Annotated in this window: 22 protein-coding genes; 6 read left to right on the top strand and 16 right to left on the bottom strand. The window is 65.6% G+C overall.

Annotated features, from left to right (window positions below; all coding sequences use genetic code 11):
• Nucleotides 1-15: 15 nt before the first annotated feature.
• From mftC to mftA, 3 genes are all read right to left on the bottom strand, one after another.
• Entirely contained in the window at nt 16-1278 is a 1263-nt protein-coding gene (mftC, locus tag AC51GR_RS03655; RefSeq protein WP_496323264.1) for a mycofactocin radical SAM maturase, read from the bottom strand.
• 95 nt (nt 1279-1373) lie between these two features.
• Nucleotides 1374-1685 carry a mycofactocin biosynthesis chaperone MftB gene (mftB, locus tag AC51GR_RS03650; protein ID WP_496323263.1) on the bottom strand — a complete coding sequence of 104 codons (312 nt, stop codon included), beginning with the start codon at nt 1683-1685 and terminating at the stop codon, nt 1374-1376.
• 49 nt (nt 1686-1734) lie between these two features.
• Nucleotides 1735-1848 carry a mycofactocin precursor MftA gene (mftA, locus tag AC51GR_RS03645; RefSeq protein WP_496323262.1) on the bottom strand — a complete coding sequence of 38 codons (114 nt, stop codon included), beginning with the start codon at nt 1846-1848 and terminating at the stop codon, nt 1735-1737.
• Nucleotides 1849-2238: 390 nt separating this feature from the next.
• Between mftA and AC51GR_RS03640 the strand changes: the two genes are divergently transcribed.
• From AC51GR_RS03640 to AC51GR_RS03630, 3 genes are all read left to right on the top strand, one after another.
• Nucleotides 2239-3147: an alpha/beta fold hydrolase gene (locus tag AC51GR_RS03640; protein ID WP_496323261.1), complete on the top strand. Its 909-nt coding sequence runs from the start codon at nt 2239-2241 to the stop codon at nt 3145-3147.
• Between the two features lie 79 nt (nt 3148-3226).
• A complete protein-coding gene (mftR, locus tag AC51GR_RS03635; RefSeq protein WP_496323260.1) occupies nt 3227-3844 on the top strand; it encodes a mycofactocin system transcriptional regulator MftR in 618 nt (205 codons plus the stop codon).
• A gap of 39 nt (nt 3845-3883) precedes the next feature.
• Entirely contained in the window at nt 3884-4933 is a 1050-nt protein-coding gene (locus tag AC51GR_RS03630) for a 2Fe-2S iron-sulfur cluster-binding protein (protein WP_496323259.1), read from the top strand.
• Between the two features lie 9 nt (nt 4934-4942).
• On the opposite strand, the gene AC51GR_RS03625 is transcribed toward AC51GR_RS03630, so the two are convergent.
• Genes AC51GR_RS03625 through AC51GR_RS03600 form a run of 6 tightly spaced genes read right to left on the bottom strand, consistent with a single transcriptional unit; the run spans nt 4943 to nt 9161 of the window.
• The gene (locus AC51GR_RS03625) at nt 4943-5638 is read right to left on the bottom strand and encodes a DNA alkylation repair protein (protein ID WP_496323351.1); all 696 of its coding nucleotides are present in this window, start codon (nt 5636-5638) and stop codon (nt 4943-4945) included.
• A gap of 47 nt (nt 5639-5685) precedes the next feature.
• On the bottom strand, nt 5686-6891 hold the full coding sequence (locus tag AC51GR_RS03620; protein WP_496323258.1) for an NAD(P)/FAD-dependent oxidoreductase: 1206 nt from the start codon (nt 6889-6891) through the stop codon (nt 5686-5688).
• Between the two features lie 41 nt (nt 6892-6932).
• Nucleotides 6933-7442 carry a hypothetical protein gene (locus AC51GR_RS03615; RefSeq protein ID WP_496323257.1) on the bottom strand — a complete coding sequence of 170 codons (510 nt, stop codon included), beginning with the start codon at nt 7440-7442 and terminating at the stop codon, nt 6933-6935.
• 8 nt (nt 7443-7450) lie between these two features.
• The gene (locus AC51GR_RS03610; protein WP_496323256.1) at nt 7451-8065 is read right to left on the bottom strand and encodes an Rv1363c family protein; all 615 of its coding nucleotides are present in this window, start codon (nt 8063-8065) and stop codon (nt 7451-7453) included.
• Nucleotides 8062-8532: a hypothetical protein gene (locus AC51GR_RS03605; protein ID WP_496323255.1), complete on the bottom strand. Its 471-nt coding sequence runs from the start codon at nt 8530-8532 to the stop codon at nt 8062-8064. The genes AC51GR_RS03610 and AC51GR_RS03605 overlap by 4 nt, the downstream gene beginning before the upstream one ends.
• The gene (locus tag AC51GR_RS03600) at nt 8529-9161 is read right to left on the bottom strand and encodes an Rv1363c family protein (RefSeq protein WP_496323254.1); all 633 of its coding nucleotides are present in this window, start codon (nt 9159-9161) and stop codon (nt 8529-8531) included. Before AC51GR_RS03600 ends, AC51GR_RS03605 begins: the two co-directional genes overlap by 4 nt.
• An 89-nt stretch (nt 9162-9250) precedes the next feature.
• Here AC51GR_RS03600 and AC51GR_RS03595 point away from each other — a divergent pair, with 89 nt between their 5' ends.
• Nucleotides 9251-10123: a universal stress protein gene (locus AC51GR_RS03595; RefSeq protein WP_496323253.1), complete on the top strand. Its 873-nt coding sequence runs from the start codon at nt 9251-9253 to the stop codon at nt 10121-10123.
• A gap of 15 nt (nt 10124-10138) precedes the next feature.
• The gene (locus AC51GR_RS03590; RefSeq protein WP_496323350.1) at nt 10139-11647 is read left to right on the top strand and encodes an amino acid permease; all 1509 of its coding nucleotides are present in this window, start codon (nt 10139-10141) and stop codon (nt 11645-11647) included.
• Here the strand turns inward: AC51GR_RS03590 and AC51GR_RS03585 are convergent.
• The 6 genes from AC51GR_RS03585 to AC51GR_RS03560 form a co-directional block, all read right to left on the bottom strand.
• Entirely contained in the window at nt 11552-13243 is a 1692-nt protein-coding gene (locus AC51GR_RS03585) for an AMP-binding protein (RefSeq protein ID WP_496323252.1), read from the bottom strand. The genes AC51GR_RS03590 and AC51GR_RS03585 overlap by 96 nt on opposite strands.
• Before the next feature lie 8 nt (nt 13244-13251).
• A complete protein-coding gene (locus AC51GR_RS03580; RefSeq protein ID WP_496323251.1) occupies nt 13252-13878 on the bottom strand; it encodes a TetR/AcrR family transcriptional regulator in 627 nt (208 codons plus the stop codon).
• The gene (locus AC51GR_RS03575; protein ID WP_496323250.1) at nt 13878-15215 is read right to left on the bottom strand and encodes a cytochrome P450; all 1338 of its coding nucleotides are present in this window, start codon (nt 15213-15215) and stop codon (nt 13878-13880) included. Before AC51GR_RS03575 ends, AC51GR_RS03580 begins: the two co-directional genes overlap by 1 nt.
• Before the next feature lie 81 nt (nt 15216-15296).
• Nucleotides 15297-16253 carry an o-succinylbenzoate synthase gene (locus tag AC51GR_RS03570; protein WP_496323249.1) on the bottom strand — a complete coding sequence of 319 codons (957 nt, stop codon included), beginning with the start codon at nt 16251-16253 and terminating at the stop codon, nt 15297-15299.
• 7 nt (nt 16254-16260) lie between these two features.
• Nucleotides 16261-16887, bottom strand: coding sequence for a TetR/AcrR family transcriptional regulator (locus AC51GR_RS03565; RefSeq protein WP_496323248.1), 627 nt, complete (start codon nt 16885-16887; stop codon nt 16261-16263).
• On the bottom strand, nt 16884-18719 hold the full coding sequence (locus AC51GR_RS03560) for an N-acyl-D-amino-acid deacylase family protein (protein ID WP_496323247.1): 1836 nt from the start codon (nt 18717-18719) through the stop codon (nt 16884-16886). Before AC51GR_RS03560 ends, AC51GR_RS03565 begins: the two co-directional genes overlap by 4 nt.
• Before the next feature lie 127 nt (nt 18720-18846).
• On the opposite strand from AC51GR_RS03560, the gene AC51GR_RS03555 reads away from it, so the two are divergent.
• Entirely contained in the window at nt 18847-19227 is a 381-nt protein-coding gene (locus tag AC51GR_RS03555) for a helix-turn-helix domain-containing protein (RefSeq protein ID WP_496323246.1), read from the top strand.
• 108 nt (nt 19228-19335) lie between these two features.
• Here AC51GR_RS03555 and AC51GR_RS03550 read toward each other — a convergent pair whose 3' ends face one another.
• On the bottom strand, nt 19336-20622 hold the full coding sequence (locus AC51GR_RS03550; protein WP_496323245.1) for an HNH endonuclease signature motif containing protein: 1287 nt from the start codon (nt 20620-20622) through the stop codon (nt 19336-19338).
• Nucleotides 20623-20722 lie beyond the last annotated feature (100 nt).

Below are 20722 nucleotides of genomic sequence, written 5' to 3'. Positions count from 1 at the left end.
CCGGGGGGTTCTTCGTTACTTGGCGGGGATCAGGCCGGCCGGCCGAAGACCGGCACCGCCTTCGGAATTGCCGGGCACGAACCCGGCGAGTGGGTTTTCGTCGCAGTCACGCGACGGCGGCCTGGTCATCAGCGTCAGCGGTACGCCGCGCGAATGGTCCTTGTTGGCCGAGGGCACCTTGCGGTCCTCGGCGAGCAGCGATTCACCGAAACCCTGTACACATTCGGGGTCGGGGCCGGCGAGCGGAAGTCCGGTGAAGAACTTCGCCGCCATGCAACCACCACGGCAGGCATCGAAGTGCTGGCACTTGGTGCAGGCTCCGGCGTTCTGCGGCTCACGCAGTTCGAGGAACAGATCCGACTCCTGCCAGATCGTCTTGAATCCGCCGTCCGACAGGATGTTTCCGGCGAGGAAGTTCTCGTGGATGGCAAACGGGCAGGCGTACACGTCACCGATCGGATCGATCAGGCAGACCACCCGACCGGCGCCACAGAGGTTGAGCCCCGGCAGTGCGCCCTGACCCGGTTCGGCGAAGGCCGACAGGTGGAAGAAGGAATCCCCCGTCAGAACCCGGTCGCCGTGTTCGACCAGCCAGTTGTAGAGGTCGCGTTGCTGTTCGGGCAACGGGTGCAGGTCATCCCACACGTCGGCGCCGCGGCCCGACGGACGTAGCCGGGTGATGCGCAACGTGGCACCGTACTTGTCGGCGAGCGCTTTGAACTCGTCGAGCTGCGTCGCGTTCTGGCGGGTGACGACCACGCTGATCTTGGCATCGGCGAAACCGGCCTCATGGAGGTTCTCGAGCGCTTTGATGGCCATCGCATACGAACCGGGACCACGTACCGCGTCGTTGACCTCGGCGGTGGCACCGTCGAGCGAGATCTGCACGTCGACGTAGTCACTGGCGGCCAGGCGCTGCGCCACGGCCTTGTCGATCCGCAGGCCGTTGGTCGAAAACTTCACGCCCACTTGGTGATCGGTGGCGTAGTCGACCAGTTCCCAGAAGTCTGGACGGACCGTCGGCTCACCGCCACCGATGTTGACGTAGAAGACCTGCATCCGCTGCAGTTCATCGATGATCGCCTTGCACTGCTCGGTGTCGAGTTCGCGCGGATCACGCTTGCCCGACGAGGACAGGCAGTGCACACACGACAGGTTGCAGGCGTAGGTCAACTCCCACGTCAGGCAGATCGGTGCGTCGAGGCCTTTTTCGAACTGATCAACCAGGCGGCCAACCGGCTGACGAGACGCCGCGGGGCGCTCCAAAATGGAAGTCATTGGGGTTCCTCACAAGTGACATGGGGCGGCGTGGGCTGACGCCTGGCGTGCTGCTCGGGGCCGAGGGCTGCGGCACCGAGCAGCACGGGAGAACTTCAGGTTCTGGGGACGATCATTCCCGAAGTCGCCAGCGCGGCAAGCGCATTGACGTACAACGAACGGTCGCTGTCGGCAATACCGGCAGCGGCTATGGCATCGGCGGCGTTGTCGTGGTCACCGAGCGACTGCACCACTTCGACCACTGTCAGGTTCTTCAGGAACGACAGTTTACGAGTGCCGAAGTGGTACAGCAGCGCGCCGAACGGTTCAGGCCGCAGGGCGACCGAAGAGTTCAGGACCCACGCCCGGTCGATGTCGAATGCGACCACGGGCGTCGTGGGCGCAGACGAAGGCGAAGCCGGAGTCATGGGCGCAGACGAAGGCGAAGCCGGAGCTCGACTCGTCGAGACGGACATGTCAGTAGACGCCGCACATGCCGTCGATGGACACCTCTTCGACCAACGACTCGGTCACGAGGTCGGTCTCGGTGCCGGCTGCATCGGCGGACACGGAAGGATTCTGGGCTGTCATCTGGCTTACCTCCTGGTAGTTGGTGTGAGCACCACCATAATGGCACTGAGTGCACAAAGGCCAGAGTTTCCGCGGAATCCAACTGTTAAATTCTTGAAAACCGCGAGACATGCAGGTCAGAGGCGCTGCACTTACACTCCGAGATCCCGCCCGATGGGATCTTCAGCACGCCCAGGACACCGCCGAGTTGAGCTTCACCGACGTGCGGAGATCAATGTCTTGGCGCCCATTGCGCTGCATGGGGTGCGATCTCATGCTCGATGAATTGCGTTGTGGTACCCCGTAATTGTTCGCGCTCTGCGTCGAAGACGAGTCTGCGCGACCCTGCCGACCGTTCGGCAGCGCGAGGTGACACAGTCGAGGTGGTTCCCCCGAAAAGGAGTTGCATCCGTGCCGACAACAACACCGCAGCCCAGGCAGGTCGAGTTCGCCGGGTCCGGCGGCATCCGCCTCGTCGCCGACCACTGGTCGCCGGCCGCTGCGGACCGGGCCGTAGACGGTGCGAGCGGCACGCCGTCACCACGGATCGTCCTCCTGATGCACGGTGGCGGCCAGACGAGGTTCTCCTGGAAGAACACCGGGGCATTGCTGGCCGCACACGGCCACGAGGTGATCTCCCTCGACGCCCGCGGGCATGGCGAGAGCGATTGGGCCCCCGACGGTGACTACAGTCCGGCCGTCCTGCAGGCCGATGGACTCCGCGTGCTCGAACAGCTTCCCACCGTGACCGGGCGGGCACTGCCGGTCACGATCGTCGGTGCCAGTCTCGGTGGGCTGACGGGCATCGGCGTGGCCGCGATGGCGCCGCCGAACACGGTCGACCGGCTCATCCTGGTCGACGTGGTGCCCAGGCCGGAAGAGCGTGGCACCACACGGATCCGGGATTTCATGGCTTCGGGCGGTGACGGTTTCGACGATCTCGAACAGGCGGCGGCCGCCGTCTCCGAATACCTGCCACACCGCCCGTCCACAAGAACGACCGACGGTCTCAAGCGCAACCTGCGTCGACGCGAGGACGGCCGGTGGTACTGGCACTGGGATCCGGCGTTCCTCGACATCACCGGTGGTCCGGCCGTGCTGCCCAGTGACATGTTCGAAGAACAGGCACTCGGATTGACGATCCCGATCCAGCTGATCCGCGGCCGGCTCTCCGACGTCGTGAGCCAGGAGTCCGTGGACGCCTTTCGGGCACTCATCCCGGATCTGGAGGTGACCGAACTGCACAGCGCCGGGCACACGGCGGCCGGTGACAGCAACGACGCGTTCACCGCTGCGGTGATCGACTTCATCGACCGCTGAGGATCTACCATGGATCTCCCACCCACGATGCTGGTCAGGCGAACGGAGATGATGAGTTGATCAACGCATCACGGTTGCCATGACCACACCCATCGGTCGCAGGCCGACCACCACCAAGTCGAAGATCACCGACGCGGCGATCGAGCTGTTCACCGAGGTCGGATTCGACGAGACCAGCGTCGACGACGTCGCCGCGGCCGCCGGCATCGCCCGACGCACACTGTTCCGCTACTACCCGTCGAAGAACGCCATCGCCTGGGGTGACTTCGACGAGCATCTGGACGACATGCGCCGTCTGCTGGCCGATGTCCCGGCCGACATGCCCGTCTCCGAAGCGCTGCGCAATGCCCTGCTCGACTTCAACGAGGTTCCGCCGAACCACCGCGATCACCACCGCAAACGGATGCGCCTACTCCTGGGTGTGCCTGCACTACAGGCGCATTCGATGCTGATGTACACCGGGTGGCGCGAGGTCGTCGCCGAGTTCGTGGCCGCCCGTACCGGCACCGAGCCGGGCGACCACCTACCGCAGACCGTCGCGTGGACGTTGCTGGGCACAGCCCTGGCCGCATACCAGCAGTGGCTCGACGACCCGGACGCCGACCTCGACGAACTGCTCACCCGCGGTGCCCGGGTGTTGAGCAACGGCCTCGACAGCGAGTTGGGGTCGACCGCGGCGGCTGGTAATCTAAACTAGAACGTGTTCTCATTTCGTGGCCCTTGAGGAGGTACGCCGGTGACCGTCACCCCACACAGCACGCGCAGTGTTGTGCTGACCGTGGCCGAGGTGATCGACGAGACGGGCGACGCGAAGTCGCTGGTCTTCGACATCCCGGATGATGCCGCCGACCGGTTCGACTACAAACCCGGCCAGTTCCTCACGCTCCGGATCCCCAGTGATCAAACCGGATCGGTGGCCCGCTGCTATTCCCTGGCCTCGTCCCCGTGGGGTGACGAGAAGCCGAAGGTCACCGTCAAACGCACCGCCGACGGGTACGGCTCGAACTGGATCTGCGAGCACGTCGGCGCCGGCGACCAGATCGAGGTGCTGCCGCCCTCAGGCGTTTTCACACCGACTGACCTCGACGCGCCGATCCTGTTGCTCGGTGCCGGCAGCGGCATCACCCCGGTGATGTCGATCCTCAAATCCGCACTGCTCAAGGGCAGCGGCCGCCTGGTCCTGTTCTACGCGAACCGCAGCGAGAGCGATGTGATCTTCGGCGACGAGCTCAAGGAGCTGCAGAACCGATACCCGCAGCGTCTCACCGTGATCCACTGGCTCGAATCGGTCCAGGGGCTCCCGTCGGCCGACAAGCTCGCGACGTTGCTCCGGCCGTTCAAGGCCTATCACGCCTACATGTGTGGCCCCGGCCCGTTCATGGACGCCGTACACAAGGCGCTTGCCGCCATCGAGATGTCGCACCATCAGGTGCACGCCGAGGTCTTCACGTCGTTGTCGGGAGACCCGTTCGAGGACACCGAACCCGTCGAGCTCACCGAGGAGCAACTGGCCGACGCCGCGTCGGTCGAGGTGGAACTCGATGGCGAGGTCCACCAGTTGTCGTGGCCCAAGAGCCGAACCCTGGTCGACATCATGCTCGGCGCGGGCCTCGACGTCCCCTACTCCTGCCGCGAAGGTGAATGCGGTTCGTGTGCCTGCACTCTCACCGAGGGAACCGTCGAGATGGAGCACATCGGCGCGCTCGACGAGGAGGACGTCGCCGACGGCTACATCCTCGGATGTCAGGCACGACCGACGTCACCGGTACTCAAAGTCGAGTTCTGAGCGTGGGTCTCACCTGAGCGCACGATAGTGGGCGCGCTGATCGGGGTCGAGGTGCTCGGTCGCGTAACTCAGTGCGGTACGGCCCATCTCGGCCGCGTGTTCATCGAGGAAGGCGAGCAGCAATCCCCGGTCGATGCGCTTGCCCATCTCTCGGAGCATCCAGCCGACCGCCTTCTGGATCAGGTCGCGGCGGTCCGGCAGGACGCGCGGCGCCACATCCAGGATGGGCACCGGGTCACCGCTCTTGGTGAATGCCGCGGTCGCGATGATCGCCACCCGGCGCACCCACAGGTCGTCATGGTCGGCGAGGTCGAGCAGTGGCCGGTGGTCCCCGCCGAGCAGGAAGGCCCCCAACACGTATTCGGCGGAACTGTCCACCAGATCCCAGTTGTCGACGCAGCCGTCGAACACCGCCTGTAGGTAGAGGTCGACCCAGGCCTGCCGTTCTTCCGCGCCGGCGGCTTTCTCGAACCCGTTGCGCAGCAGGAACAGTCCGGTCAGCCGGTGCTCGTGGACATCACTGTCGAGCAACGCCCGCACACCCACCCGGTCGAGGCCACGGAAATCCTTGGCGACCCCGCGCTGCTGCGGAACCGTCACCCCGATGAAATGATCACCTTCGCCGTACTCGCCGGGGCCGGACTTGAAAAACGACGCCGAACCCAGGGCGCGATCGGGGTCACCGAGCGCGTCGAGTGCTGCCATCACCGCCGCCGCGGTGGGCCGCGGGCCCGGAGCGGCGGCCCGCGCCATCAGCCCAACAGGTCCGAAATCGGGTTGGGGGCAAGGAGTTTGGCGCGCATCTTCATCACCGCAGCCGGCTTGCCGGCGCCGACCACCGCGGTGAAGATGCCGCTGCGGCTGTAATAGACCACGAACTTGCCGTCCTCTTCGAGGACCACGTGTACGTCGTCGAGGCCGGACGGATGGCCCAGCGCCTGGATCTTCACCTCGAACTGATCGCTCCAGAAATACGCGACGGCAGGCCGCGGGTTCTCCACCACGACACCGAGAATCGCATTGGCGACCTTGCTCGCCTGCTCGACCACGTTGTTCCAGTGCTCGACCCGCGACGGCACGCCGGCCGCGTCCTGCCAGTTCGCCACATCGCCCAGGGCGTACACGTCGGCCGCGCTGGTTCGGCCTTCGGCGTCACAGGCGATACCGCCGCCGACAGTACGGTCGGCGAGTTCGATACCGGAACCCTCGAGGTAGTCGACCACCGGTGTCGACCCGATGCCGACCACGACGATGTCGGCGGGCAGCACGGTCCCGTCCGTCAGTTCGACACCGGTCACCTTGCCGGCCTCGCCGACGATATCGGTGACGCCGACGCCGGTGCGGACCTCGACTCCCCGGTCGGTGAGGATGCGGCCGACCATGTTGCCGACCTTCTCGCCCAGTGCCACGGCCATCGGCGCGGGTGCCGGTTCGACCACGGTGACGTCCAGACCACGGGTCTTCAGACTCGCCGCGACCTCACAGCCGATGAACCCGGCGCCGACCACCACCGCGCGGGTGGCGCCGTCGATCTGCGAGCGCAAGGTGTGGGCGTCATCGACGGTTCGCAGCACGTGCACGCCGGACAGTCCGTCGGCGAACGGCAGGGTGCGGGGATCCAGGCCGGTCGCCAGGACCAATGAGCTGTAGACGATCGTCTCGGACTCGCCGCCACCGGTCGGCTGCACGGTGATCGTGTGGGAGGCCGGATCGATCGCGGTGACCTGCGTTCCGGTCCGCAGATCGATCTTGTTCTCGACGTAGAAGTCGTCGGGCTTGAGGTCGACCCGGTCCTGCTCCCCGACCAGAACGGCCTTGGACAGCGGCGGACGGTCGTACGGTGCGTAGTCCTCTTTGCCGATGAGGATGAGGTCACCCTCGTACCCCTCGCTGCGGAGGTCGTCGACCACTCGCGCACCGCCGAGTCCGGCTCCGACAATCACAATTGCGGCGCTCATCGCCACACCTCGCATCCCTACTCGGAGTTGAATCGCCCGCGCTAGCCCGGCCCAACAGGTTGCAGCCCGGCAAGGCGCCAATTGCCGTTGACCTTACGCATGTCCGCCCACCTTGTGACAGCCACCACCTGTTGCGGCGGCTGTGCTGTGGGTAACGAGATGTCCTGGTTCACGAACACCAGTACCCGGGCACTGTTGTCATCGATGTCCTCGACTCCCGTTGCCAGGACCTGGGCAGTCATCCGGGCTCCGGACTCGACCGCGGTCGGCAGGACCACGCCGGGACCCTGACTGCGGAACTCCAGCAGCAGACGACCGGTCAGACGTGCACCGACGCTCTCCTGTGCGGCGGTGAGCGTGTCCGGCCGAAACGTCATCAACGCGGTGACCGCGTCGGCGGTGGCCGACTGCACCTGCCGGCGCTCGTCCTCGTCGCCGTTCCCGGGTCGGCCGGGTCCGATGAACCCGACGATCGCGATCACCGACAACACCACCAGGGCAACTGCCAGGAGTCCCCCGACGATCCGGTGCCGGACAGACATCGTGCGCATGTCCTGATTCATTGGAGCTCTGTTCGGTCGATGGTCCAGTTGTCGCCCGAGTCCTTCATGGTCACCAGCAGCGCCACCCGATTCTGAGACGGATCGGCTCCCAGAACTGTCGGGTTGGTGCCCTCCGCGACGACCAGCACCTGAGCACCACCGCCGTCGACCTCGCCGACGATCCCGGCGGACAGGACCTGGCCGGTGCTGGGTACCCGAAGTCCGCGAATCACCTCGACCAACTGTTCCCGCGAGCCCTCCAACCGGTCGCGCTGTTCACCGGACGTGACCTCGATCGCTTGATCGACGAACTCCTCGGGCCGCACCGGGTCGATGGTGAGCAGGGTCGCCACCGCCGAGCGCGCGTCGTCGAGGATGGAGAGGTCACGCTCCCGGTCGGCCTCGGCGCCACGATGTGCGACGACGAGGACGATCGTGAGGGACAGCATGGCCACCGCCACCAGGACGCAACAGACAGTGACCAGCATCAGAAGTCCGCGCCGCCGTTCGTAGCGTGCCTGCAGTGCCGGCGCGGCCGCGGCCCGGGCCCGCTTGGCCGCCGCGTCGGCCGCGGCCACCCGTTCGCGCGCCTGCTCGACCCGGTGCGAGGTGGTGGTGGGTTGCTCGCTCACAGCACCTCGTCCGCTCGGGCGATCTTCCACTGTCCACCGGATCGTTCGAGCTCGACGTCGACCACCTTGGTGGCGGTGGTGGGCCCGGAACCCGGCACGGTTTCGGTGACGAGCGCGGAGACAACCACGTCAGCGTGGTTCTCCCGGACACCGGAGATGCCGGTATGGACCGGCTTCCACTCGATCGTGACGCCGGCGGGCGGTTCTGCGTCCAGGACCGCGGCGTACTGCTGTGCGAACCCGGGTGTCACCGCTGCCCTGGCCTGATCACGGCCGTCCGCGTCCGCGGCGTCGGAAGAAAAGAGTTGAGCCACCAGTGGGCCGGCTTGCCGGGCGACCTGCGCCCGGTTGCGGTCCAGTTGCTGATCATTCTCATACCGCTGCCACGCGAAACCGAGTCCCACCGCGCAGGCGACGGCCACCAGCGCGGCGATGACGGCAACGGCGATCGGTCTGCGCAGGCTCATCCGAAGAACTCCAGCGCCGAGACCTTCAGGGAACCGCCGTCCGGCACCATCTCGACCTGCACCCGGAACCGGCGCGGCGCAGGTTCGGCCGATGCGGCATCGGTGAGGTCGCTGCGCACGGTGATCGCGGCCGTCACGATCAGCGTCGCCCGGTCGCCCGACCTCGTCGACAGACCCACACCGTCGACGGTGCCGGACGCCTGGGCGCCGATCTGTGCGACGAACTGCGTGTACGCGTCGACCGATTGCGCGAACTCGTCCTCGAACTCACCGGTCGCCCCGGCCATGATCTGCGCAGATCGCCGTCCCTCGTCACCACCGTCGGGGGTGAGCAGAACCTGGACCCGAGCCGCCGCGGCACGCATGTAGTCGTCGTCGCTGTATCCCCGGTCGGCCTGCGCGTAGCGGACCCCGCCCACCACCGCTGCCACCGCCGCGACCACCACCAACGCGGCCAGGACCAACAGCCAGGTAGGGCGTGTCCCAGGTCGGCGATCGTCGCTTCCGGCCTCGAGTTCGGTGAGGGCGGTGCGGGCATCACGCAACTCGGCGCGCGCCGCGGCATCGGCCCTGACCAGGGCACGATCGGATGCGGGGGCAGCCTTGAGCAGCGTGCGGATGTCGAGCACCGGTTCATCGTAGTGTCGCAGCACACGTTCGCGGACAAACCGGGTCCTGCGCCTGCCGAACAACTCCGGTGCGGGATAGATTGCGTTGCATGAGCATCGTTGTCGGATACCAACCGGGCCGCGGCGGTGATGAGGCACTCGAGCTCGGCGCAAGTCTTGCCGACGCCCTGGCAACCACCGTGGTCCTGGTGACGGTCACCCCCAAGCCCTGGACGACTCCGTCGATGGCCCGGGTCGACGCCGAGTTCAGGGCGTACGCCCGGCGGTACGGTGACGACGCCGAATCCTCCGCTCGTGCCCACCTCGAGCAGCGCTTCCCACAGACGCCGGCGACATTCCTGCGGATGAGTGAGCGGTCGGTCCCCAAGTCGTTGCACAAGGTCCTCGCCGACCACGACGCGGACATCCTCGTACTGGGTACCAGTCGCAGTTCGGAGAGTGGCCGGATGTCCTTGGGCGCGACCACGAGCCGTCTCATGCACTCGAGTTCGATCCCGTTGGCCTTGGCCCCCAAGGGTTACAGCTGCTCGAAGATCACCGGTGTCACCTGCGCCTATTCGGGTGAGGAACACGGTGCCGAGGTGGTGGTGGCAGCCCGCGACCTGGCCGAACAGATGGCGGTTCCATTGCGGGTGGCCACCTTCGGCGTCAGGCCCCCCGACATGTTCCCGCCGGAGATCGGCCTGGAGGTCGAACGCACCGTGATGGACGCGTGGCGGGAACAGATCGCCGACGCGATGAATGCGCTGGTGACCCACAACATCATCGACCCGACAACCACGACCACGATCAGTACCGGCAACGATTGGGACTCCGCATTCGACGCGATCGAGTGGCGCAGCGGTGAGGTGCTGGCCATCGGCACCACTCCCCGCGATCCGATCAAGCGGGTGTTCCTGGGTTCACGGGCAGCCAGAATCGTTGCCTCCGCCACTGTTCCGGCAATCATTTTTCCAGGCTGAGGTGCACACATGGACATGAACAAGAAACCGGCGCAACAGCCCGGTGCACTGACCGCGGCAACACTGTTGCGCCGCAAACCGATTCCGAGAGGCGATGAGGCAGAGGCCGACACCGGTCTGCAGCGCACCATCAGCACCACCCAACTGGCCTGCTTCGGAATCGGTGCGACCATCGGCACCGGCATCTTCTTCGTGATGAGCGAAGCCGTACCGAAAGCCGGGCCGTCGGTGGTGGTTGCGTTCATCGTCGCCGGCATCGCCGCCGGCCTGGCCGCGATCTGTTACGCCGAGATGGCGTCGTCGGTGCCCGTCTCCGGATCCACGTATTCCTACGCCTACGCCACGCTCGGCGAACTCGTCGCGATGGCGGTGGCAGGCTGTCTGCTCCTGGAGTACGGGGTCTCGACGGCCGCGGTTGCGGTGGGCTGGAGTCAGTACCTCAACGAGTTACTCGACCATCTCCACATCCCGGCCATCCCGCAGGCCCTCTCGGCCGCGCCGTGGGATGACACGGCGGGCTGGGTCAATCTGCCCGCCGTCGTCCTCGTCGGTCTGTGTGCCCTGCTGCTGATCCGCGGCGCCAGTGAGTCGGCCAAGGCCAACGCCGTGATGGTTGCCATCAAACTCGCTGTGCTGACCATGTTCTGCGCGATCGCGTTCACCGCGTTCAGCAGCGACAACCTGACGCCCTTCTTCGCGGACGGAGCCAACGGCGTCACCGCCGCGGCGGGTGTCATCTTCTTCTCCTTCATCGGGCTCGACGCGGTCTCCACCGCCGGCGAAGAGGTCAAGGATCCACAACGCACGATGCCGCGGGCCTTGATGGCTGCACTCGTCACGGTCGTCCTGGTCTATGTACTGGTGGCGCTGGCAGCCGTCGGCGCTCAGCAGGCCTCGAAGTTCGAGGGTCAGGAAGCGGGTCTGGCCGTCATCCTGCAAGACGTCACCGGGCAGTCGTGGCCGGCGCTGGTGCTCTCACTCGGCGCGGTCATCTCGATCTTCTCCGTCACGCTGGTGACCCTCTACGGACAGACCCGCATCCTGTTCGCGATGGGTCGCGACGGCATGCTCCCGAAGTTCTTCACCAGGATCGACCCCCGAACGATGACACCGGTGAACAACACCGTCGTCGTGGCGATCATCGTTGCGTTGCTCGCCGGGTTCGTCCCGCTCCACTATCTGGTCGACATGGTCTCCATCGGTACGCTGACGGCCTTCACCGTGGTGAGCCTCGGTGTGATCATCCTGCGCCGTCGCGAACCCGATCTGCACCGGCCGTTCAAGGTGCCGTTCTACCCGGTCACACCCATCCTGGCCATCGCCGCATGTATCTACATCCTGTACGGATTGCACTGGTACACGTACATGTTCTTCCTGCTGTGGGTCGGCGTGGTGCTGACCTACTACCTCATCTACGGCCGCAAACACTCACTGCTCAACCTGACCACCGACCCGCTCGGGGGCTTCGGGAGTGCTTCGCGCGGGGACACCGGGAGTGCTTCGAGCGGCGACAAGCGCATCTAACGTCAACTTGGTGACCTTGCCCTGAGCACCACGGGGTAGCTCGGGCACCACGAAGACATCCCGCGGCACACGCGAGCGCGAGAGCTCCGTGCCGACGTACGTTTTCACGTCGGCCTCGGTGATGGTCGCTCCGTCGCGCGGAACCACAAAGGCACGCAGCCGCTGACCGAAGTCGGCGTCGGCAACCGCCACCACCGCGGCATCGACGATGTCCCGGTGGCGCCCCAGTGCGAGTTCGACCTCTTCGGGGAAGACGTTCTCGCCACCGGAGATGATCATCCCGTCGCTGCGTCCTTCGACGAACAGCCGGCCGGTGGCGTCGATCCGTCCGGTGTCGCCGGTGTTCAGCATCCCGTCGAGCGTTTCCTTGGACGCGCCGTTGGTGTACTCGCTGATCTGACTGCCCGAGCGGACATAGATCTGGCCCGACTGCCCCGTGGGCACCCGGACCCCACCCGAGATGATCGCAACCTCGACACCGAGAGGTGCCCGTCCGGCCGTGGTGGGCCGGACCGCAAGATCTTCCGGCGTCGCAATGGTGATGTAGGAGGCCTCCGTGGCGCCATAGAGGTTGTGCAACACATGCCCGAACTGCTTCTGCACCGAGAGTACGAGCGACTCATCGAGTTTCGCGCCGCCCGACGCGATCATCCGCAACGTGGAGCGATCGACGCGGGACAACTCGTCGGCGCCCTGATCCATCAACCGCCGCAGCATGGTCGGCACCATCATCGCCGCGGTACACCGATGCTCGATCAGCAACTCCAACGAGTTCGGCGCCGAAAAGCGCCGGTCCATGACCACCGTCGCACCGGTGAGCAGGCAGACCATCGTCGCCAGCAGGCCCCATCCGTGAAAGGCCGGCGCCGACATCAGCACCCGATCGCTGCCACGGATCGCGATCTTCGAAACGAATCCGGCCGGCAGCGACATCGCCGGCGCGCCGTCGCGGGGCGCACCTTTCGGCGCGCCGGTGCTACCGCTGGTCAGGATGACCAACGACGACGAGGATGACGGCGCCGGCGGCAACTCGGTGGACGAACGCGCCACGAGCTCATCGACGGTCTGCGCATCACTGGCCCCGACATCACCGGGTTCGTCGGCCCAGGCGACGTAGCGGCGCACACCGGTATCGATCAGTTCCAGGACCGGGGTGAACTCGGCGTCGTGAAGGATCACGTCCACCCGCTCGCGTTCGACAACCTCCGCCATCTGTTTGGCACCGAGGTCGGTGTTGAGCAACACCACCCGCGCACCGAGCCCGCCGGCCGAGAGCAGACCGATGACCGCATACCTGCTGTTACGGCACATCACCCCGACGGTTGGCTGCTTGCCGGCCGGCAACACCTCCCGCAGGCCGTTGATCAGGCCGTTGCAGGTGCGCGCGAGTTCGGCATACGTGAGCGATCCATCGGGGTCGACGATCGCCACCCGGTCGCCGTACATCGATCCGTAGATCGACGGGCCGGCGGCCTCACCACCGGCGAGACGCAGTTTGGCGATCTGCGGCAGCAGCTTCGGACTCGGCAGCGCACCGGCCCGCGACAGCTCCCGGAGGGCGAGCAACTCGGTCCGGACCTTCTGCAGTTTCGCCATCTACCGGTTCACCTGACCATGGGGGCGAGATAACGGCGCGCGAACTCGCGAACCGACTCCGGGGACTGCCGCCCTTCATCGAGCGGCGGTGTGTCGAGGAACGAAATCACCAGACGCACAAGGATCTCGGTCGCCGCGTGCAGATCCTCGTCCGACATCTTTGCCCCGGCGCCACGCAACGTCTGCATGATCCGGCCGGTGACGATCTCGATGAACAGACCGGTCACCGATTTGGTGATCCCCTGCAGCGCATCACGTTCATCGAACATCATCCGCCGGATCAGCGGGTCGTCGTTGACCATCTGCGCCCCGGCGACGAAAGCCTCGACCACCGCATCCTGAGCGCCGTGGCCGACGGTTGCGGCCTCGAGCATGCGCATGCCGTCGAGGTAGACACGCTCGGCCACACCCAGCAGAAGTGCTTCCTTGTTGGGGAAACGCCGGTACAGGGTGCTCCGGCTCACTCCGGCCCGCTTCGCGACGTCGTCGACCCCCGTCTTGCGGATCCCGTTCTCTTCGAACTCTTTTCGGGCCGCTGCCAGAATCGCATCCTCTTGCTCCTGGGGCGACTCGGTGTTGCGGACCTTACGGGTACCACCGGTCCGGTCCGCTGTGCCCGTCGTGCGCTGTGCCATCACACCCGCCGCATCGTGACGGGAAGTTTGTCTTTCGGGACGGGTAGCGCGCTGTAATCCATCGGCATCGTGTAATCATCCGGGACGGACCATTCGAAGCCACGCAGCAGGTGGTGCATGATCGTCTTGATCTCCAGCTGACCGAAGTACAACCCGATGCATTTGTGGACACCGCCCCCGAAGGGGTGCCATGCCATCCGATGCGACTTGTCCTCTGCCCTTTCGGGAGTGAACCGCTCGGGATCGAAGGTGTACGGGTCCTTCCAGTACTCGGGATCGTAGTGATTGGTCAGCCCGGGCACCGAGACCATCGCCCCCTTGGGGATGAAGTGCCCCATCACCTCGGTGTCCTTCACCGCGATCCGGGGCTGCCCCGGAACCGGGGCGCACATCCGCAGCGACTCCTTCATGATCAGATCGATGTCGGCCAGTTTGGACAGGTCGTCGTAGGCGAGGTCCGGTCCGAGTTCGAGCGACTGCGCGCGGGCCCGCCGCTGCCACTGGGGCGACTTGGCCATCCGGTAGGCCATCTGGGTCATCGTCATGGTCGAGGTGTCGTGGGCGGCCATCAGCACGAAGATCATGTGATTGACGACGTCCTCGTCGGTGAAACGATGTCCCTCTTCACTTTCGGCGTGGCACAGCACAGAGAACAGGTCCGGAGTCTCGGTCGCACGCTTGGCCGCGATATGGCTCATGAAGAACTCTTCGAGGATCTTGCGGGAGCGCAGACCCTTCCACCAGCGACCGCCCGGGACGGGCTTGCGCACGATCGCCACACCGGCTCGCACCGTCTCGATGAACGCCTTGTTGATCCGGTCGGCTTCATTCTGCGGGAGTTCGAGGCCCATGAACACCTCGAGTGCCACGTCGAGGGTCAGCGCCTTGAACTCACTGAACAGCTTCACCTCACCCACCGGGAACTGCTTGATGCGCTCGGCGATCATCGGCTGCATCGCCTGCATGTAGCCCTTGAGGACCGGCGGCGTGAAGGCCTGCTGCAAGATCAGCCGGTGGTGCCGGTGCTCTTCGAAGTCGAGCAGCATCACTCCGCGGTTGAAGAACGGGCCGATGAAGAAGCTCCACGCCGGGCCGTTGGCAAACGCCTTCTGCTTGTTCATCAGGATCTGATCGGCCGCCACCGGACCACGGCAGGTGACCATCTGCTGCCCGAAGGCGTTGATGAACGAGATGTTGCCGAACTCGGCCTGCTGCGCCCGGGCGAAGGCGAACGGATCGCGGCGCATCCGGAGAATTTGGATCACGCCGTTGGTGGTCGACCCATGGACTGGTCTGAGATCACTGTCGGGTGGCGCCGGTGCCAGGATGACCGCCATGGATTACAACCCTCCGCTGATGGAACGTTTTGAAGAAATTGTATCTTCAAAGTCCGCGGTGATCCATACCCCCGGCTGCGCTCAGCCCGCCGCCAGCACCGCATGACACCGGCGCAATCGGTCCAACCACCAGCGACGACGCTCCTCGGAGGCCAACGGGACAGACGCGATATCGACCTCGACCCGCCGGGGTGCCACCATCCCGCCGTCGGGCACAAACGGCTCGGCCACGTCGGTGACGAACAGCCCGCCGGTGCCCAGGCCGCAGGCCGGAGGTGCCACCGGCAAGGCTGCTGCCGCCGCAACCCCGGCGGACATACCCACCGCCGAGTCGAGTGCACTCGAGATCACCACCGGGATCGGGATCTGCGCGGCCAGGTCCAGGACCCGCCGCATCCCGCCCAGCGGCGCGACCTTCAGGATCGCCACGTCGGCAGCCTTGGCCTCGATCACCCGCAACGGATCCTCGGCTCGGCGGATGCTCTCATCGGCAGCGATCGGGGTGGTGACCGCCGCCCGCACCGCAGCGAGCTCTTCGAGTGTCGCGCAGGGCTGCTCGGCGTATTCGAGTTCCCCCAACGCCCGCAACGCCGTGATCGCCTGCGGAACGGTCCACTTCCCATTGGCATCGACCCGCACGGAGGCAATGTGCTCTCGCACCGCGGCCACCCTCGCGACGTCGTCGTCGAGGGTTTGCCCCTCTTGTGCCACCTTGACCTTGGCGGTGGTGGCCCCCGGGAACCGCGTCAGCAACGCCGCGACGTCTTCCGCCGGAATCGCCGGCACGGTGGCATTGACCGGAACGACGTCGCGGAGGAGTTCCGGCGGACCCAGGTACGCCGCCTCGATCCCCGCCGCCAGCCACGACGACGACTCGACATCGTCGTATTCCGGAAAGGGGCCGAACTCACCCCAGCCTGCCGGACCCCGCAGCAGCAACACCTCGCGGGTGGTGATGCCGCGGAACCGCACATTCATCGGCAGCGAGACGACAACGGCCTGCTCGGCCAACTCCGCATAGGACGGGTGTCCCGTCATCTGCGCGTCATTCCGACGTCCCGGACAACCACCGGAGAAGCAGTTCGAGCCGCGCGTCGTCGAGACCGGGCTGCGGGTTGACCGCTGCGCTGACGGATTCACCGTCGAACACATGGACCACCGTCAGAGCGATGAGCTCGACCTGCCCCTCGGGAAGGTACTGCACCGCAGGCAACGTCCGCGCAAACGCGGCGATCTGATTGTGATACTCAGAGGTCAAGGGAGCCAAGCGTTCCCGTAACGCGGCATCGGTGCGAGCCGCCACCAGCAACTCGTACCAGGCTCCGTTGATCGGGGACCGGCAGGCCGCACGCAGCAGCAGCAGACAGTCGGACAGCGTCCCGGTGTCGAGCAACGACAGTGACTGCGAGAATGCTTCGAACTGCTTCTGCCGCACGTCGTCCGCGGCCGCGATCACCAGATCGAGCCGAGTGGGGAAATGGCGGAACAAACCACCCTGCGAGACTCCGCTGCGCGCACAGATCTCACTGATGGTGCTGCGCTGATATCCGAGTTCGCACAGCGAATCCACGCAGGCCTGTACCAGCCGGGCCTTCGTGGCGTTTCGGCGTTGCTCCTGGGTACGCCGTGGTGGCGGGATGATCTCGTGCTCAGCGTCTGCGGCAGAACTCACGAAGCAACCTTGGCCACTGTCGGCCTCTTCTCGGCGGTGGCACCGGCCCGCAAGAACTGGCCACTGCGGGTGGTGGTACCGAACCCTGGCGCGAATTGTCCACGGCCATACAGGTATTCACCGGACACCACCACTGCGCTCACCGCCTCGTCATTTCTGTTGACCATCCGCTTGATCCCCCCGAACTCCGCCATCGCTTCTTCGGCATATTCTTTGGTCTCATCATTCAACCCGTGCGGATTGACGACCACAAGATCGGCACGATCACCCACCCGTAAGAATCCGGCATCGAGGTTGTAGAACTCGCCGAGTTCGCCGGTGAGCTTGTGGACGGCGGCCTCAACCGTGAGGAACGGGGTGCGGGCACCGCCCTGGGCTTCTTTCACCCTTTGCAGCAACCTGATCCCGTAGTTGTAGAACGCCATGTTGCGCAGATGCGCGCCGGCATCGGAGAAGCCGACGGTCACGCCGTTCTGGTTGATCAGCCAGTCCGCGATGTCCGGACGGTCGTTGGTGATCACCGTGCGCCACCGGAACGCTGTGCCGTGTTCGACGACCAGGTCGAGGAACAGGTCCGTGCTGTGGACACCCCGTTCGCGCGCCACCTGCTCCACGGTCTTACCGACCACCGAGCTGTCCGGGCATTCGGTGATCTCCGCGTCGTCGAAGTCCCGGTGCCAGATCCGCGAGCTGAACTTCTTCTCGAAGTCGGAGCGGAACCAACGCCGGTATTCGGGGTCCTTCAGGAGATCGTTGCGCCCCATCTCCTCCCGGAGGTGCAGAGCCGCCCGCCCCGAGGCGAACTCTTCGAACACCACCAGGTCGATACCGTCGCTGTACACCTGGAACGGGATCGGCAGATGTTGCCACCGCAACGCCCCGCGGCCCCAGGAATTGGCAACGGTGGCGATCGGTCCGAAGATGCGCCGCACCCAGCGGTCGGACTTCGCATCAGCGGCGGCCAGCACGGACGTCTTGAGCGGCTTGCGACCCAATCCGGTACTCGACGCCAGGAAAAAGAGGATGTCGTACTTGGTGTTGAGGTTCGGGATGGTCTGCAGTACCCGATCGCGCCGGCGCAGCACCTTGTTGATCTTGCGGCGCTCACTCCAGCGCGCGTAGACCGACGGCAGGGACCGCGACCGATAGCGGTCGCCGTCGAGCTTGTCCCAGGGGTTGGTCATCGCCGAAACCCCGAGAAAGCCCGCGTCCAGCGCATCTTCGACGGCGTCGAGCATCCGTGCCATCTCGCCCCGGCTCGGCCGGTGCGCACGGTCCGTGGATCGCCCCAGTCCCATGACGTCGGCGCGGATGTCGGAATGCCCGAGGAAGGCCGCAATGTTGGGGCCGAGCGGCAGTCGCTCGATCGCCTCGATGTACGACGCCGGATCGGTCCACGTCTTACCGCCTTCGAGCGCCGCGATGACGTGGTCCCGTGGGAGAGCCTCGACCCGGCTGAACAGATCGGCCGAATCCACCGGGCCGGCGTACACCGTCGACAGCGAGCAGTTGCCGATGAACGCGGTGGTGACGCCGTGGCGCACCGACTCCCCCAATCCCGGGGCAACGAGCACCTCGGCGTCATAGTGGGTGTGCACGTCGATAAATCCCGGCATCACCCACTGGCCGCCCGCCTCGATCACGCGCGTCCGCGGCCCGGCCGGCAGCGGCCGCGCCGATACCGCCACCACACGGCCATCGCGGATCCCCAGATGACGAACCAGGCCCGGCGCTCCTGTTCCGTCGAACCAGGTCCCACCGCGTACCACCATGTCGTACGACCTCTCGCCGCCGTCATCGACACCTCGGGTATCGTCCAGCTGAACACTCATCTGTGACCTCCATCACGGGCAGTGTGGCCAACCTAACATAGCGAGCAGTCGCTCGCTATGTTTTTTCGTTTCTGCTCACAGCAGATCCCGCCACCGCGGGGCGAGCGTGCCAACTATCGTCGAACCCATGGGCCCACATCTCACGCGCGTTGCCGACACCGAACCCGTGTCGATGGAACTGCTGTGGCGTGAGGCGCTCGGCGCGGTCCTGCGGCGAGCACGTACCGAACAGCAACGCATCCTCACCGACATCGCTGCCGAGGCAGGCGTCTCACCGCAGTACCTGTCCGAGATCGAGCGCGGCCGCAAAGAAGCGTCCTCCGAGATCTTGGCCGCCGTCAGCGGCGCCCTCGGACTCTCGCTCCTCCAGGTCACCCGCGGCGTCGCCGATGTGCTCGAAGGCCTCGCACGGCGACGGTCTGCCGTGACCGCCGTTGGTGGGATCCAGCGCAAGACGGCAACTACGCATGGGTCCGGCGGTCACGTGAGCCTCCGAATGGCCTCCTGACCACCATCCGAAGCGCCCACGCGACTGGGGCATTCACACTATGAAGTTCTCAAAGAGCTTGCAGTACACGGGTTCAGCCGTGTTGCGGAAGGCAAAACTGCGGGTTGATCAAGCTGCGGTGAGCTCGGTGGTCAGGGTGCGGCGGGCGTTGGATCTGATCGGGGTCCTGCTGGCATCGTCCGGGGCGATGAACCACGGATGACCATCGCGGTTGACGAACACCTCCCAGCCACGGTGATGGATGTAGCGGTGGTGTCGACGACACAGCAGGACCATGTTGATCATGCTGGTGCCACCGCCATGGCTCCAGAAGTCGATGTGATGGGCATCCGTCCGCCCGGGAGGGCAGTCACAACCAGGGAACGCGCAGCCCCGGTCGCGGGCGATCAACGCTTTGCGGATGGCCGGCGTCACGGTCCGTTGATCGCGGCCGACATCGAGGGGCACCGAATTGTTGTCGAGCAAGATCTTCGTGATCACCGAATCACAGGCCACCAGCTGCGCCGTTGATGCTGATGCGGGTCCGGTCCACTCGAAGGCCGGCGCCAACGCGGGAGCCTTGGCGCCCGGGATGCCGCGTAGTTGCAGCGCCTGCAGGTGTTCCGGGGTCACCGTGACCACCACACGCGGCTTGGCGCCGCCACGCGTCGGCCGATCCTCTTGATCGAGATACGAATCGAGAAGTCGCTCCAGAGCATCGGCACGGATCTGGGCATTCGATCGACGATCCGGGGACCCATCGGGTTCGGGTACCGGCGTCGACAACGGATCCAGGGCGACCCGCAGTTTTTCGCCCAGCAGGTTGTCCAGATCGAGCGTGCCGTGGCTGCGTCCGTCGTCACCGTTCCCGAGGGTGAACTCGTTGAGCTCGTGATTCTCGGCATCAGGGATCGGCTTGTCCGGCGGCGACAACACGATCGCCATGTGGCGTGCCCGCGCCGACACCGCCGCCGGACTCGCCATCAACGCCTCGGTCAGCAAACCTCGGACACAACCGTCTCGATCAGTATCGGGTAAGTCCGGATTCCGACGCTCAATGTGATTGAGGCCCTTGACGATCGAGTCCACATGCTCACCCGACAGCGCTCCGTCCACACCGTAGGCCGCCACTGATGGAATATCGCCGAGCACCTTGCCCACCCGCACATGTCGATGGGCCGCCACCGGCGCCATCCCCTCCTTTTGGAGCAGCCTGGCGGTGGACCGCTCACCCGACTTCTGCGCCAACCCACGCCGATCGACTTCACCGACCAGACGGAAAAGTATCTGTTCCACAACATGATTGAGTCGAATAACCGCCACCGTGCGAGCTGAAATCTCAGCATCGTCACCGGCGACCACAGCCGCATCCCCGGCCAGATCTGACAACCTGGCGAACATTCCCCCGAAGTCCATGACCCGAGACTACGCCCAGAAGGCCCATCGCACAACTGTTCGATAGAACTTATTTGTTGTGCCCCAATATGTTTCACGAGACATACAAGCGGGACCGCCT

The sequence above is a fragment of the Williamsia sp. z71 genome (genome assembly GCF_059553375.1).
The sequence above is the reverse complement of the archived record's forward strand: the minus strand, read 5'-3'. Positions and strand labels throughout refer to the sequence as shown.